The 13,454-nt window shown below is 63.0% G+C and carries 13 protein-coding genes; 8 read left to right on the top strand and 5 right to left on the bottom strand.

The window, feature by feature from the left end; genetic code table 11:
- Positions 1-112: 112 nt before the first annotated feature.
- Both J5J09_RS15325 and J5J09_RS15330 read right to left on the bottom strand, forming a co-directional pair.
- Positions 113-1,201, bottom strand: coding sequence for a hypothetical protein (locus J5J09_RS15325; protein WP_208551885.1), 1,089 nt, complete (start codon positions 1,199-1,201; stop codon positions 113-115).
- A gap of 211 nt (positions 1,202-1,412) precedes the next feature.
- On the bottom strand, positions 1,413-1,805 hold the full coding sequence (locus J5J09_RS15330) for a c-type cytochrome (RefSeq protein WP_208551886.1): 393 nt from the start codon (positions 1,803-1,805) through the stop codon (positions 1,413-1,415).
- Positions 1,806-2,094: 289 nt separating this feature from the next.
- Here J5J09_RS15330 and J5J09_RS15335 point away from each other — a divergent pair, with 289 nt between their 5' ends.
- The 5 genes from J5J09_RS15335 (at position 2,095) to J5J09_RS15355 (ending at position 6,277) form a co-directional block, all read left to right on the top strand.
- Positions 2,095-3,051 (top strand): choline ABC transporter substrate-binding protein, encoded by a 957-nt coding sequence (locus tag J5J09_RS15335; RefSeq protein WP_208551888.1) that lies wholly within the window; start codon positions 2,095-2,097, stop codon positions 3,049-3,051.
- An 88-nt stretch (positions 3,052-3,139) separates the two neighbouring features.
- The gene (choW, locus tag J5J09_RS15340; RefSeq protein WP_208551894.1) at positions 3,140-4,009 is read left to right on the top strand and encodes a choline ABC transporter permease subunit; all 870 of its coding nucleotides are present in this window, start codon (positions 3,140-3,142) and stop codon (positions 4,007-4,009) included.
- Positions 4,006-5,052: a choline ABC transporter ATP-binding protein gene (choV, locus tag J5J09_RS15345; protein WP_208551899.1), complete on the top strand. Its 1,047-nt coding sequence runs from the start codon at positions 4,006-4,008 to the stop codon at positions 5,050-5,052. The genes choW and choV overlap by 4 nt, the downstream gene beginning before the upstream one ends.
- 45 nt (positions 5,053-5,097) lie before the next feature.
- Positions 5,098-5,847: a pyridoxamine 5'-phosphate oxidase family protein gene (locus tag J5J09_RS15350; RefSeq protein WP_208551900.1), complete on the top strand. Its 750-nt coding sequence runs from the start codon at positions 5,098-5,100 to the stop codon at positions 5,845-5,847.
- A 112-nt stretch (positions 5,848-5,959) separates the two neighbouring features.
- Positions 5,960-6,277 carry a metalloregulator ArsR/SmtB family transcription factor gene (locus J5J09_RS15355; RefSeq protein ID WP_208551902.1) on the top strand — a complete coding sequence of 106 codons (318 nt, stop codon included), beginning with the start codon at positions 5,960-5,962 and terminating at the stop codon, positions 6,275-6,277.
- Between the two features lie 147 nt (positions 6,278-6,424).
- On the opposite strand, the gene J5J09_RS15360 is transcribed toward J5J09_RS15355, so the two are convergent.
- Positions 6,425-8,398 (bottom strand): PhoX family phosphatase, encoded by a 1,974-nt coding sequence (locus J5J09_RS15360; RefSeq protein ID WP_208551905.1) that lies wholly within the window; start codon positions 8,396-8,398, stop codon positions 6,425-6,427.
- A gap of 307 nt (positions 8,399-8,705) precedes the next feature.
- Between J5J09_RS15360 and J5J09_RS15365 the strand changes: the two genes are divergently transcribed.
- Positions 8,706-10,034: an aspartate aminotransferase family protein gene (locus tag J5J09_RS15365; RefSeq protein WP_208551907.1), complete on the top strand. Its 1,329-nt coding sequence runs from the start codon at positions 8,706-8,708 to the stop codon at positions 10,032-10,034.
- Positions 10,035-10,183: 149 nt separating this feature from the next.
- Positions 10,184-11,290, top strand: coding sequence for a branched-chain amino acid ABC transporter substrate-binding protein (locus tag J5J09_RS15370; RefSeq protein WP_208551911.1), 1,107 nt, complete (start codon positions 10,184-10,186; stop codon positions 11,288-11,290).
- 80 nt (positions 11,291-11,370) lie between these two features.
- Here J5J09_RS15370 and J5J09_RS15375 read toward each other — a convergent pair whose 3' ends face one another.
- Positions 11,371-12,225 carry an SDR family oxidoreductase gene (locus J5J09_RS15375; RefSeq protein ID WP_208551915.1) on the bottom strand — a complete coding sequence of 285 codons (855 nt, stop codon included), beginning with the start codon at positions 12,223-12,225 and terminating at the stop codon, positions 11,371-11,373.
- Positions 12,226-12,320: 95 nt separating this feature from the next.
- On the opposite strand from J5J09_RS15375, the gene J5J09_RS15380 reads away from it, so the two are divergent.
- Complete coding sequence (locus J5J09_RS15380) at positions 12,321-13,247, top strand: LysR family transcriptional regulator (RefSeq protein ID WP_208551921.1); 927 nt, start codon at positions 12,321-12,323, stop codon at positions 13,245-13,247.
- On the opposite strand, the gene J5J09_RS15385 is transcribed toward J5J09_RS15380, so the two are convergent.
- Positions 13,239-13,448: a hypothetical protein gene (locus J5J09_RS15385; RefSeq protein WP_246745851.1), complete on the bottom strand. Its 210-nt coding sequence runs from the start codon at positions 13,446-13,448 to the stop codon at positions 13,239-13,241. The genes J5J09_RS15380 and J5J09_RS15385 overlap by 9 nt on opposite strands.
- Positions 13,449-13,454 lie beyond the last annotated feature (6 nt).

The raw sequence follows: 13,454 nt of genomic DNA on the forward strand, positions 1-13,454 counted from the left end.
GGGATGGAGCACCGCCTTGCCACACATCCCTTCTCCCCGCCTGCGGGGAGAAGGTGGCGGCAGCCGGATGAGGGGCTGGCTTCCACCTCAGCGATTGACAACCGCGAGCCCATCACGTCTTCACGTAGTTCGCCGAATTGTGCTTGTCGATGACCGTCTGGAAGCGGCGGGCAAACGCGTCGTCGGCGAGCTTCTTGCGGCGCTGGATGTCCTGCGTCGAGAGCATGTTCTTCTCGTGCAGTTCCAAGAGGTCGCCGATATGGCGCTGCGCGGCGGCACCGATGCCCGCCATGGTTTCTTCCGCCGCCGTATCCACCTGGCTGCCGAGCGTGTTGATCCGGTGCGCGACCTCCTGCTGGGCGGCGGTCTTCAACGAATCCTCAAGCGCCTTGTAGAGCACGATGCGCTGTTCGGTATCGATCGTCAGCTTGTTGATCAGCGTGTTCTGCGCGGCGATCTGGTTGTTGAGCGAATCGACAAAGGTCTGGAACATCGAGGTGTAGCGTTCCAGCGTCTGGCTCTCGGCGAGAAGCTCCTGCTCCTTGGCCTGCGCCTCGTTGTAGTCGGTCGCGAGTTTCGAGCGCTGGGCTTCGAGCTCGGTGCGCTCCGACTGGTCGGTGGACGCAGCGATCTTGTTTTCGATGTCGAGCAGTTGCGGATTGAGCGTCTCGATCTTCTTCTGCGTCGCCTCGAGGCTCGCGATCGTACCCTTGCGACGCTCGATCACCTGGATCAGGCTCGCTTCGGAGGTCTTGTAGCGCTGGTCGAGAACGGCACGCTGATCCTTGAGAATACCGACGATCGTGTCGGACTTGGCGAGCAGTTCCTGCAGGTTGCCGGCGAGCGACATGTTGCGGACGCGCTCGGTGCGCATGCGCTGCGCTCGCTGCTTGGAGAAGATGCCGATGAACTTCTCATAGCCTGAATAGGTCTTCATACTCTCGAACTCGGAGCCGAACACGTTGGTGGCGTCCTCCAGGCCGATGATGAGGTCGGCGATATTCGCCTCCATCACCTTCTGCTGGTTCAGCACATCCTGGATACGGGCGTTCTCGATGTCGAAATTCGTGTCGCCGAGCTTGGTGTCGGCCTTGGCGAACTGGTCGAGCACCTGGCCGGACTGGGCCAGCTTCGTCTTCATATCGTCGACGATGCCGCGGGTTTTCTCGATTTCGCTGTCGAAGGACTGTAGTGAAGCCATGCGCTCGTCTCCCTGAACCCTGTCCGCAACCGCAGGATTTGCAAATCCACGGCGACCTTATCCCAATTCGGCACTTTGAACAGCGCCGCGCCTCGCCAAAGCGGAGGATCGCATTGCAGATATGGAGGGCAGCGCCATCGCGCAAGGTGGTACACACGAAAACACGGCACCGGGATACCACCGTTGCCGTGTCGGGAAGCGAAAGGAACCCTTACTGGCCAGCGGCAGCAGGATCCTTGAGATAGGCGATGATGTTCGCGATATCTTCGGGCTTCTTCAGCCCGGCAAAGGACATCGTGGTTCCCTTGACCAGATCCCGCGGCTTTGGCAGGTAGAGCGCCAGCTCCTCCGCACTCCAGACCTTGCCGTCCGCGCCGAACTCCGTCATTGCCTTGGAATATTTGAAGCCGTCGACACTGGCGACCGGACGGTCGACGACGCCCATGAGGCTCGGGCCGACCTTGTTCTTGGCCTCGGTGGCGGTATGGCAGGCCATGCAGTTCTTCTTGAAGACGGCCGCTCCGGCGACCGCGTCGCCATCGGCAAGAGCCACGCCCGCCGGCAGGATCAGCGACGCGGCGAGAATGAGACAGTGCAGTTTCATGCGTTTTCCTCACACGATTGCATCCCTCCCGATTGGAGGGCGTTACGACGCCACTCTGGAGGAATTCAGGATCGGGCTCCATTGGACGACTTGACGCGGTCTAGCAGACAGCCTCGGCCCCGACCTTGATCATGATCAACTCTGGTGATTTCCGCCCGGAAAGCGGCGGGGAATGCCGCTGAAGCGTCGCAAACCGCACCGCAATTTCGCCGCATTTGCGCCTGTCGCGCTTGCAAATCTTGTCTATAGGTGTTGACTTGGGAACAGCAAAAACAAGGGAGCCCTCTCAATGACCAATGCCTCTTTCCGTCGACTATCGCTTGCAGCCCTGGCCTCGACACTGATGCTGTCCGCCGCGCCCGTCTGGGCTGCGGAGGCTGAAAGCTGCTCGACCGTCCGCTTCTCCGACGTCGGCTGGACCGACATCACCGCGACCACCGCGACGGCCTCCGTGATTCTGAAGGCTCTCGGTTACGAGCCGACCACCACCGTGCTCTCCGTTCCGGTGACCTACTCGTCGCTGAAGAACAAGGACATCGATGTCTTCCTCGGCAACTGGATGCCGACCATGGAAGCCGATATCGCGCCCTATCGCGAGGAAAAGTCGGTCGAGACCTTCGGTCCGAACCTCGAGGGCGCCAAGTACACGCTCGCCACCAACGCCAAGGGCGCCGAACTCGGCATCAAGGACTTCGCCGATATCGCCAAGCATGCCGACGCGCTGGAAGGCAAGATCTACGGCATCGAGCCGGGCAATGACGGCAACCGCCTGATCATCGACATGATCGACGGCAACAAGTTCGAGCTCGGCAGCTTCGAAGTGGTCGAATCCTCCGAACAGGGCATGCTGGCGCAGGTCGCCCGCGCCGAACAGGATGGCACGCCGATCGTTTTCCTCGGCTGGGAACCGCATCCGATGAACGCCAACTTCAAGCTGACCTACCTGTCTGGCGGCGATGACGTCTTCGGCCCCGACTTCGGTGGCGCGACGATCTACACCAACACCCGTGCCGGCTACACCACCGAATGCCCGAATGTCGGCAAGTTCGTGACCAACCTGAAGTTCTCGCTGGCCATGGAAAACGAGATCATGGGCAAGATCCTGAACGACGGTGAGGATGCCGAAGCTGCTGCCACGGAGTGGCTGAAGGCCAACCCGTCGGCCGTTGAACCCTGGCTTGCAGGCGTGACGACCAAGGACGGCGCCGAAGGCCTCGCAGCTGTCAAGTCGGAGCTCGGCCTCTGATCGAGCGGACGAAATGGCCCCGCGCGGAAGGATCGTCCTCCCGCGCGGGTGCTGAGCCATTTGCTCTGCGCCAATTTCGGGGACACGCATGAATTTTCTCACCGACTACAAGATCCCGATCGGGGCGACGTCGAAACTTTTGGTCGACTGGCTGACCACAAATCTCAAGATTTTCTTCGATTTCATCGCGACCATTCTGGACGCGTCGATCGACGCGATGCTTTTCGTTCTGCAGGCGCCGTATCTCAAGGGCAGCCCGCTCGAGGCGCTCTATCCGCTTCTGATGATCGCCATCTTCACGGCCATCGCCTGGCTGGTACGCCGTTCGCTCGGCGTGACGCTGTTCACGCTGATCGGCCTGCTCCTGATCTATAACCAGGGCTACTGGAAGGAGACGATGGAAACGCTGGCGCTGGTACTGGCTGCCACAGGTGTGTCGATGGTCGTCGGTGTGCCGATCGGCATTGCCTGTGCCCGCCGACCCTGGCTCTATGCCGGCGTTCGGCCCGTGCTCGACCTGATGCAGACCATCCCGACCTTCGTCTACCTGATCCCGGCGCTGATCCTCTTCGGCCTCGGCATGGTGCCTGGCCTGATCGCCACGGTGATCTTTGCGATCCCCGCGCCGATCCGCCTGACGCGCCTCGGCATCATCTCCACCCCGCCGTCGCTGGTCGAAGCCGCCGTGGCTTTCGGTGCCACGCCGACGCAGGTGCTGCGGAAGGTGGAACTGCCCTTTGCGACGCCGCAGATCATGGCCGGCCTCACCCAGACCATCATGCTGTCGCTGTCGATGGTCGTGATCGCCGCCCTCGTCGGCGCAAGCGGTCTCGGCGTGCCGGTCGTCCGCGCGCTGAACACCGTCAACATCGCCCGGGGATTCGAGGCAGGTCTCTGCATCGTCATTCTCGCCATCATCCTCGACCGGATCTTCCGCATTCCCGGAGAAGACACATGACCGAAGCCGTCATTTTCTCCAATGTCGACATCGTGTTCGGCGACAATCCGCAAAAGGCGATCGAACTGATCGACCAGGGGCGCACGCGCGACGAGATCGGTGCCGAGACGGGACTGGTGCTCGGCGTTGCCGGCGCCTCCCTGACGGTGCACGAAGGGGAAATCCTCGTGCTGATGGGCCTCTCGGGTTCCGGCAAGTCGACGCTGCTGCGCGCTGTGAACGGTCTTGCGCCCGTCGTTCGCGGCAATGTCACCGTCAGGACGACGGGCGGACATGTTGATCCCTACACGTGCTCCGCTGCCAAGCTGCGCGACCTGCGCATGCACACCGTCTCGATGGTCTTCCAGCAGTTCGGTCTCCTGCCCTGGCGGACGGTTGCCGAAAACGTCGGTTTTGGCTTGGAACTGGCGGGTGTTCGCGAGGCGGAGCGCCGGAAGACGGTCGACGAGCAGCTTCATCTGGTGAACCTCTCGCAATGGGCCGACCGAAAGGTCAACGAACTGTCGGGCGGCATGCAGCAGCGCGTCGGGCTCGCCCGCGCCTTCGCCACCGGCGCGCCGATCCTTTTGATGGACGAACCGTTCTCCGCCCTCGACCCGCTGATCCGCACGCGCCTCCAGGACGAGCTTCTGGAATTCCAGTCGCGCCTGAAGAAGACCATCCTCTTCGTCAGCCACGATCTGGACGAGGCCTTCCGGATCGGCAACCGCATCGCCATCATGGAAGGCGGCCGCATCATCCAGTGCGGCACGCCGCAGGAGATCGTCAGCAACCCGATCAACCAGTATGTCGCCGACTTCGTGCAGAACATGAACCCGATCAACATGCTGACCGCGAGCGACGTGATGACACCGGGCGCCGCCACCCAGGGCGCCGTCAGCGGCACGGCGAAACCGCAAACACCGCTGGTCGACATCCTCGACGTGCTGGCGCGGCAACCCGGCACGATCGGCGTTGTTGACAACGGATCGATCATCGGCACGATCAGCGCCAATGAAGTGATAGCAGGGCTGACGCGGCACAGGCGCAAGGAACCGGTCTGAGACCGGTTCCGCGCACGTCGGCGCGGGGCGGCCGGGAACGGGATGATGACTGACAAACCTTCCGTGATTCGCGAAACGGACGAGGACGCGAGACGCCTGGCGCGAACATTGGTGCGGGCGGCGCGTTACGTGGCGCTCGCGGTCGTCGATCCGGAGACGCTATTTCCCTCCGTCAGCCGCGTGCTGGTCGCAACAGACAGCGACGGCGTGCCGGTCATTCTCGTATCGAACCTGTCGGCCCACACACGCGCGCTCTCAGCCGACAGCCGCTGCTCGCTGCTGGCCGGAGAACCCGGCAAGGGTGATCCCCTCGCCTATCCGAGACTGACCGTCCAGTGCCTCGCCGAACCGGTGGACCGTGACAGCGACGTCCACGCACGTCTTCGCGCCCGCTTTCTTGCCCGCCACCCCAAGTCGAAGCTCTACATCGACTTCCCCGACTTTCGCTTCTTCCGGTTGGTCCCGCAGGGCGCAAGTCTGAACGGCGGCTTTGGCCGTGCATACATTTTGCCCGCCGACGACTTGATCATTGCAAACTTTGGACAGGCGGAATTTGCCGGTCGGGAGGCCGAGACACTGCAAGAATTAATGGGGGACCTACCCGATCTCCCGGCAGTACTGGCAGGGCACCTTGGTGGCGACAACGCGCTGAAATGGCAGGTCTGCGGCCTTGATATGGCCGGAATCGACCTGATTTCCGGGGATTTTGCCCTCCGGTGGGAGTTTAGCGCCCCCTGCCACAACCTTAGGGACATTAAATTAGACTTATCTAAATCAGCATACCCGATACCTTAAATTTAGGCATATACAATTTTTAGCCGCTTGGTACACTTTCGGGCATTCGTACTACGCTGATTGCAAGCGGTTCGCCCGCGTGGGCAACCGGTTTTTAGGGAAGAATGAGCTTATGAACACCAAGACTTTGACCGAACAGTCGGCAGCCGCTGCCGGCCTTCTTTCGGCGATGGCAAACCCCAAGCGGCTTATGATCCTGTGCAGCCTGGTCAAGGGCGAGGTGCCGGTTGGCGTTCTCGCACAGCAGGTCGGCCTCAGCCAGTCGGCGCTCTCCCAGCACCTGTCGAAGCTCAGGGCCCAGAAACTCGTCAAGACGCGTCGCGACGCGCAGACAATTTATTATTCCAGCAATTCGGAGTCCGTCATCAAGGTTCTTGAGACGCTGGAAGACATTTATTGCCAGACAGAGGCCAGCCGTTCCGCCGCCTGATGATAGCGCTGCCATAACGGCAGACAGCAGGCGGAAGAGCGGTCCAAGACTACCAGGCCAATGGTGTCGCGGCTTTTTGGATGACGTTATATGCAAGAGAGACTGGCCGGCGGATCCTCGATCCGCCGGCTTTTTCGTCGCCGAAGCTCAACTGCCGACGACGGCCTGGTCGTTGCGGCTGAGAACGATAAGCGAGGGCCGGGCCGGCATGCCGTCGGCAAAGTCCGGCCAGAGCGTGCCGATGTCGGCGATCGACGTGGCATCCTCGTTGTCATCCATCCGCAGCTCACCGGGATGCTGGATCGAGATGAACACCGACGTGCCGTCGGGCGTAAAGGTCGGCGAGCAGCATTCGGACCCGACCGGCGGGATGTAGAAGAGCTTCGGCAGTGCCCGCCCCTCGCCCTCCGTCTCCATCACGTAGAGCGCATCGGCAATGCCTTCCGGCGGCGGACCGTCGGTCGCGACCCAAAGGCGCCCGGCCGGGTCGACCGCCAGGTTGTCGGGGTCGGTGAACCAGCCGTTCGCGGTCGTCGAGGCGTGGAACATCGCGCCGTCCTCCGCCACAGCGGGATCGCCACAGAGCACGAAGACGTCCCAGCGGAAAGTCTCGGCGGCATAGTCCGGCTTGTCACCGGCACCCGGCGGCACCAGTTCGAGGAGGTGGCCGTGCGGGTTCGGCCCGCGCGGATTGGCGGCATTAACCTGCTCGGCTTCATCGCCCTCTCCGGCCGCCAGCCGGTCCTCGTTTTCGGTCATCGCCACATAGAGCTTGCCGGTCTGCGGATGCACGACGAACCCCTCCGGCGCATCCATCGGCGTCGCACCCAAGAGGTCGGCAGCCGCGCGCGTGTTGAGCACCACGTCGGCCTGGCTTGCAAAGCCCGCCTCGGCCGTCAGCGGCCCTTCGCCGGCGATGAGCGGCAGCCAGCGCATCGTGCCATCGCTCTCGAATTTCGCCACCGACAGCGTGCCCTCGTCCAGCAGGTCGCGGTTGGCTGCGCGGTCGTTCGGGTTCCACGGATCGCGGGTGACGAAGCGGTAGAGATATTCGAAGTCGTCGTCGTCGCCCATGAACACGACGACGCGTCCATCCGGGGCTACGGCGCATTGCGCGCCCTCATGGGTGAAGCGTCCGAGCGCCGTGCGTTTGACCGGCTTTGCCGATCGATCGAGCGGATCGATCTCGACCACCCAGTCGAACCGCATCCACTCGTTCGGCTCGTCCTCGAAGCGCAGCCGCGATTCCAGGCGGCCGGCGGCATAAATGTCGTTGTCCTCCTCGTCCCAGCCCTGTCGCTCAACCAGTTCCTGATTCGGCAGGACGGTGTAGTCGCCGGCGAAGACGTCCATCGCGCCCTCCTCGCCCGACAGCATCGTGCCCCAGGGGGTGATGCCGCCATTGCAGTTGGAGATGGTGCCGAACACGGCCCGGCCGGTCGGATCGGCCTTGGTCTTCAGCCGGTCATCGCCGGCCGCCGGTCCCGAGATCGCCATGTCGGTGCCCATGTGGATGCGGCGGTTGTAGGAACTGTCGAGCACCACGGACCATTTGCCGTCGGCGCGGCGGACCTCGAATATGCTGAGGCCGACGCTCGCCATGATGGCGCGGATCTGGTCGTCCGTCAGCGTGTCGCGGTAGTCCTCGTCGGTGAGGCCGGGAAACATCAGGAAGGGCGAGGCATATTCGTGGCTGACGATCATCAGGCCATTGTCGGCGGTCGCCGCACCATGCGGCAGCGGCATGAAATAGGTGAAGTCGTTGTTATAGCCGAACTGGCGCTCGGCCGCCTTGCCGTCGAGGGTGGCGAGATCGAAGGCCGGGCTGTCGGGGAAGAGCGCGTCGCCCCAGCGGATCAGCACCTGCCGGTCGTAGCCCTCCGGCCAGTGATCGCGATCGTCACGCACGCGCTCCAATTCGTTGAAGGATAGCGAGCCGCCGCCGGCCGCGGCGGCCGGCTGCGAGGAGAGCAGCGGCGCAAGCGCGACACCGCCGAGGCCGGCGACGAGGCCCTTGAGCACGGAACGGCGGCGGATGCCCTCGTTGAGGATGGAACAGTAGCTTTCTGCAATCTGGCGGCGCGGATTGGGACGCGCGCGCGTCTTCTGGCGGTCTGACATGATGCCTCCGAAAATTGACTGATATCAAGGAATGAATGAGGGAATGCACGTGCGCCTCAAGGCGTACGCCTCCTCCAAGAAGGACCGATGACAGGGCACCACGGTTACCCTTTTTGGACTCGACCGGTACGAGTTGCCGGCGCATGATCATCACCGCCAGACAGGCAATCCATGACGTTTGCTGATGCCGCCTTGACGGCCCCAAGCGCCCTGATAATTTGAGCAAGCGCTCAAAATATCAGGCATGATTTGCCGCCAACAACCGGGGTTCGGCCGCCCGTCACGCAAATGGCCTGGAGAGATTTCGATGTCCAACCGTCTTACGTCCACGCCCAACGACCTGCGCGCCTTCTGGATGCCGTTCACCGCGAACCGGCAGTTCAAGAAGGAGCCGCGCCTTTTCGTCGGCGCCAAGGATATGCATTACACCACCCATGACGGCCGCCAGGTGCTCGATGGCACCGCCGGCCTCTGGTGCGTAAACGCCGGCCACTGCCGCCCCATGATCACCGAGGCGATCCGCGAGCAGGCTGGCGAACTCGACTACGCGCCGGCCTTCCAGCTCGGCCACCCGAAGGCCTTCGAGCTGGCGAACCGCCTGATCGACCTCGCACCCGACAACATGGCGCATGTGCTCTACACCAATTCCGGTTCGGAATCGGTCGAGACGGCGCTCAAGGTGGCGCTCGCCTACCAGCGCGTGAAGGGACAGGGCTCGCGCACCCGCCTGATCGGCCGCGAGCGCGGCTATCACGGCGTCAACTTCGGCGGCATCTCGGTCGGCGGCATCGTCTCCAACCGCAAGATGTTCGGCACGCTTTTGACCGGCGTCGACCACATGCCGCACACCCACCAGCCGGGCAAGAACGCATTCTCCAAGGGCATGCCCGAGCATGGCGGCGATCTCGCCGACGAGCTGGAGCGCATCGTCACTTTGCATGACGCCTCGACCATCGCCGCCGTCATCGTCGAGCCGGTCGCTGGATCGACCGGCGTCCTGATCCCGCCGAAGGGTTATCTGCAGCGCCTGCGCGAACTGTGCACCAAGCACGGCATCCTGTTGATCTTCGACGAGGTCATCACCGGCTTCGGCCGTCTCGGCGCACCCTTCGCGGCCCAGTATTTCGACGTGAAGCCTGACATCATCACGACCGCCAAGGGCCTGACCAATGGTGTCATCCCGATGGGCGCGGTCTTCGTGACGGCGGAAATCCATGACGCCTTCATGACCGGCCCGGAACACATGATCGAGTTCTTCCACGGCTATACTTATTCCGGCAACCCGATCGCCTCGGCCGCCGCCCTCGGCACGCTCGACACCTACAAGGAAGAAGGCCTGCTGACCCGTGCGGCGGAGATCGCCCCCTACTGGGAAGAGAAGCTGCATTCCCTGCGCGACTGCCCGAATGTCATCGACATCAGGAACCTCGGCCTAATCGGCGCGATCGAACTGAAGCCGATCGACGGCGAACCGACCAAGCGCGCCTTCAACGCCTTCCTGAAGGCCTATGAATCCGGCCTCTTGATCCGCACAACCGGCGACATCATCGCGCTCTCGCCGCCGCTGATCATTACCACCGAGCAGATCGACGAACTCTTCGACAAGCTCCGCAAGGTGCTGATGGCGAATATCTGAGGACTTCGCCGTACCGAGACAGAAGGCCGCTCTCTAGCGGCCTTTTTTCATGCTTCGTTTTTGTCTAAAGCAATGATGGGGAGCAACAAAATAACCCAAATGGCGCCAGAACCGGCAGAGATCGGTCGTGCCGACCCAAGGAGACGGACATGAAATTTCACCTTCTCGCCGGCGCGGCTGCTGTCGCGCTTTTCGCCGCCACACCCGCCGCTTATGCCGACATCACCATCGGCATGGTCGCGCCGCTCACCGGACCGCTCGCCGCCATCGGCGCGCAGATTAAGAACGGCACCGAGACGGCCATCGAGGAAATCAACAAGAAGGGCGGCGTCAACGGCGAGCAGCTCGTGCTGAAGGTCGCCGACGATGCCGGCGAGCCGAAGCAGGGCGTATCGGCCGCCAACCAGCTGGTTGGCGAAGGCATCCGCTTCGTCGTCGGCCCGGTGACCTCGGGCGTATCGGTCCCGGCGTCCGCCGTCTTCGCCGAAAACGGCGTGCTGATGGTCACCCCGACAGCCACCTCGCCGGAACTGACCGCCCAGGGCTTCTCGACCGTATTCCGTACCTGCGGTCGCGACGACCAGCAGGGTGAGGTTGCCGCGAAATACGTGCTCGACACCTACAAGGACAAGAAGGTCGCGATTCTCAACGACAAGGGTCAGTACGGCAAGGGCCTCGCCGATGCCTTCAAGGTATCGCTGAACGCAGGTGGCGTCACGGAAGTGTTCAACGACGCGCTCAACGCCGGAGACAAGGACTTCGGAGCGCTCGTCACCCGCCTGAAGTCGGAAGGCGTAGAAGTTCTCTATTTCGGCGGCTATCATCCCGAAGCCGGCCTGCTGGCCCGCCAGATGAAGGATGCCGGAATGAGCGTGCAGCTGATCGCCGGCGACGGCCTGTCGAACAGCGAATACGTCACCACCGGCGGCGATGCCGCAAATGGCACGATCTACACGAACGCCGCCGACGCGCTGAAGAACGCCGACAGCAAAGCGGCCGCCGATGCGCTGACCGCCAAGGGCATTCCGGCCGAGGCCTTCACGCTGAACGCCTATGCCGCCGTCGAAGTGATCGCCGCCGGCATAGCGAAGGCTGGCTCCGCCGAGGATGCCGAAGCCGTTGCCGCCGCGTTGAAGTCGGGCGAAGCCATCCCGACCGCGATCGGCGCCGTGACCTACGGCGAAACCGGCGACCTTACCTCGCAGAGCTTCGCCGTCTACAAGTGGGAAGACGGCAAGACCGTTTCGGTCGACTGAGACCGACGAACATCAAGCCAACTACGGAAGCGGCTGGAAACGGCCGCTTCTTCGTTTGTATCGGATGCCAGGCCGTATCCCTAGAGGCGCGCCAGTTCGTCTGGCGTGTAGTCAGACGCAAGCGCGATGTCCTTCTGTGCCTCCAGCGCCGCAAGCCGCGCCGTCAGCGCCTCCCGTACATGATGATAGGCGTCGACGCCGAGCGTAAGCCGAAGCGGCGCCTCCTCGCGTTCCGTCGAGGCGATGATCGCATCGACCATGCGGACCGGGTCGCCGGCGATCACCCAGTCACCGCTCTGGGCGGCCGCGATGAGCGCGCGGGGCGGCGTGCCGTCATAGGCGTCCATTGGTTCGGACATCACAATACCAGCGCCGAAGTTGGTGCGCGTTGCGCCGGGCTCGACGATCGTGAACTGAATGCCGAATCCCCTCACCTCCTGCGCCACGCTTTCGACGAACCCCTCGATGCCCCATTTGGTGGCGTGGTAGAGGCTGAAGCCCGGATAGGCGATCTGGCCGCCCTCGGAAGCGACCTGCAGAATGCGCCCGCCGCCCTGCGCCCTGAGCCGCGGCAGCAGCGCCTTGATCAACCGGATAGAGCCGATCAGATTTGTGTCGATGATCTCTTTCATCTCGACATCCGATGCCTCCTCGGCCGCGCCGAAAACACCGTAACCCGCATTGCTGACCGCAAAATCGACACGGCCGAAAGCGTCGAAGCCCTTCGCCACGGCGGCCTCGATCGCCGCGCCATCGCGCAGGTCGAGCGTGACGATGAGAAGCCGGTCGCCATGGGCGGCGGAAAGATCGGCAAGCGTTTCGGGTCGGCGCACAGTAGCCGCCACGCGATCGCCGCGCTCAAGCAGTTTCTCGGTGAGGATACGTCCAAATCCGGAATTGGCGCCGGTGATCATCCAGGTCTTCATGACGTTCATCTCCTTGTGTCGACGTCCTGACCCGATAGATAGCAGCTGAGCTTTATTGAAATTATCCCTTGAATATTGCATGACTTGCTGAATAATTGCCAGCAATGACAGAGCCATCCCTCAGCGACCTCAAGGTCTTCGTGGCCGTCGCCACGCATCGCAGCTTCCGCAAGGCCGCCGACGAGATGGGCGTTTCGCCCTCCACGCTGAGCCACACGATGCGGTCACTTGAAACAGACTTGGGTGTACGACTCCTGAACCGCACCACGCGCAGCGTCGCCGTCACCGAAGCCGGCGAACGCCTCTTGGCACGCCTCTCGCCGGTGCTGATCGACCTCGCCTCGGCGCTGGACGAGGTCGACCCTTATCGCTCGACAGCGGCCGGCACCGTCCGTATCAACGCCGCCGCCGGCGTGGTGGGCCTGCTCGTGCGCCATGTCGTGCCGGAAGTCCTGAAACGCCACCCGCAGGTCTCCGTCGATATCGTCAGCGAAGGGCGGCTGGTGGATATTGTCGAAGGCGGCTTCGATGCCGGCGTCAGGCTCGGCGAAACCGTACCGCGCGACATGGTCGCCATTCGGTTCGGACCCGAGGCGCGGTTCATCTGCGTTGCCTCGCCGGACTATCTCGCCCGCGCCGGCACGCCCGCGACACCTGAAGACCTCGCCGCCCACGACTGCATCCGCCACCGCATGCCGAGCGGCAAGCTCTATCGCTGGGAGTTCGAGCGGCACGGCCAGGAATTGGCGGTCGACGTGCCGGGCCGGCTGACGCTCGACGACCAGGCGTTGATGACCGACGCCGCGATCGCCGGCCTCGGTATCGCCTATGTCTCCGAGCAGTCCGCCCGCGAGGCGCTCTCGGACGGCCGGTTGACACCGGTCCTGCTCGATTGGTGCCCGCCCTTCCCCGGTCTCTATCTCTATTATCCCGGCCACCGCAGAGTGCCGCCGGCACTGCGCGCCTTTATCGATGTCCTCAAGGAGATCGAGCTCCCCGCATCCGTTCTGGCGCCGGTACGGTCAGGCTGACCGGTTTCGACCTCCGACATAGGGCAGCAGGAACAGATAGATCCCCGTGACGAGCAGCGGAATGAGCGGCACGAGCGCCAGAAAACCGATCCACATTGCGTCCACCTGCATGATCATGGCGCCGATATTGGTGATGACGGCGAGTGTGAAGGCCATCGACAGAAAACGGTGCCATTGGCGGATTGTCCTGTTCCAGTTCAAGGTGAA

This window comes from Ciceribacter sp. L1K22, from assembly GCF_017599385.1.
In the GTDB taxonomy this organism is placed as follows: Bacteria; Pseudomonadota; Alphaproteobacteria; order Rhizobiales; family Rhizobiaceae; genus Allorhizobium.

What these genes read in the sequence shown, in the direction of transcription:
- J5J09_RS15365 (WP_208551907.1), top strand. Translation starts at nt 8,706, where the DNA reads ATGTCCAACCGTCTTACGTCCACGCCCAACGACCTGCGCGCCTTCTGG.
- J5J09_RS15325 (WP_208551885.1), bottom strand. Translation starts at nt 1,201, where the DNA reads ATGGCTTCACTACAGTCCTTCGACAGCGAAATCGAGAAAACCCGCGGC.
- J5J09_RS15380 (WP_208551921.1), top strand. Translation starts at nt 12,321, where the DNA reads ATGACAGAGCCATCCCTCAGCGACCTCAAGGTCTTCGTGGCCGTCGCC.
- J5J09_RS15370 (WP_208551911.1), top strand. Translation starts at nt 10,184, where the DNA reads ATGAAATTTCACCTTCTCGCCGGCGCGGCTGCTGTCGCGCTTTTCGCC.
- J5J09_RS15375 (WP_208551915.1), bottom strand. Translation starts at nt 12,225, where the DNA reads ATGAACGTCATGAAGACCTGGATGATCACCGGCGCCAATTCCGGATTT.
- J5J09_RS15355 (WP_208551902.1), top strand. Translation starts at nt 5,960, where the DNA reads ATGAACACCAAGACTTTGACCGAACAGTCGGCAGCCGCTGCCGGCCTT.
- J5J09_RS15350 (WP_208551900.1), top strand. Translation starts at nt 5,098, where the DNA reads ATGACTGACAAACCTTCCGTGATTCGCGAAACGGACGAGGACGCGAGA.
- J5J09_RS15330 (WP_208551886.1), bottom strand. Translation starts at nt 1,805, where the DNA reads ATGAAACTGCACTGTCTCATTCTCGCCGCGTCGCTGATCCTGCCGGCG.
- choW (WP_208551894.1), top strand. Translation starts at nt 3,140, where the DNA reads ATGAATTTTCTCACCGACTACAAGATCCCGATCGGGGCGACGTCGAAA.
- J5J09_RS15335 (WP_208551888.1), top strand. Translation starts at nt 2,095, where the DNA reads ATGACCAATGCCTCTTTCCGTCGACTATCGCTTGCAGCCCTGGCCTCG.
- choV (WP_208551899.1), top strand. Translation starts at nt 4,006, where the DNA reads ATGACCGAAGCCGTCATTTTCTCCAATGTCGACATCGTGTTCGGCGAC.
- J5J09_RS15360 (WP_208551905.1), bottom strand. Translation starts at nt 8,398, where the DNA reads ATGTCAGACCGCCAGAAGACGCGCGCGCGTCCCAATCCGCGCCGCCAG.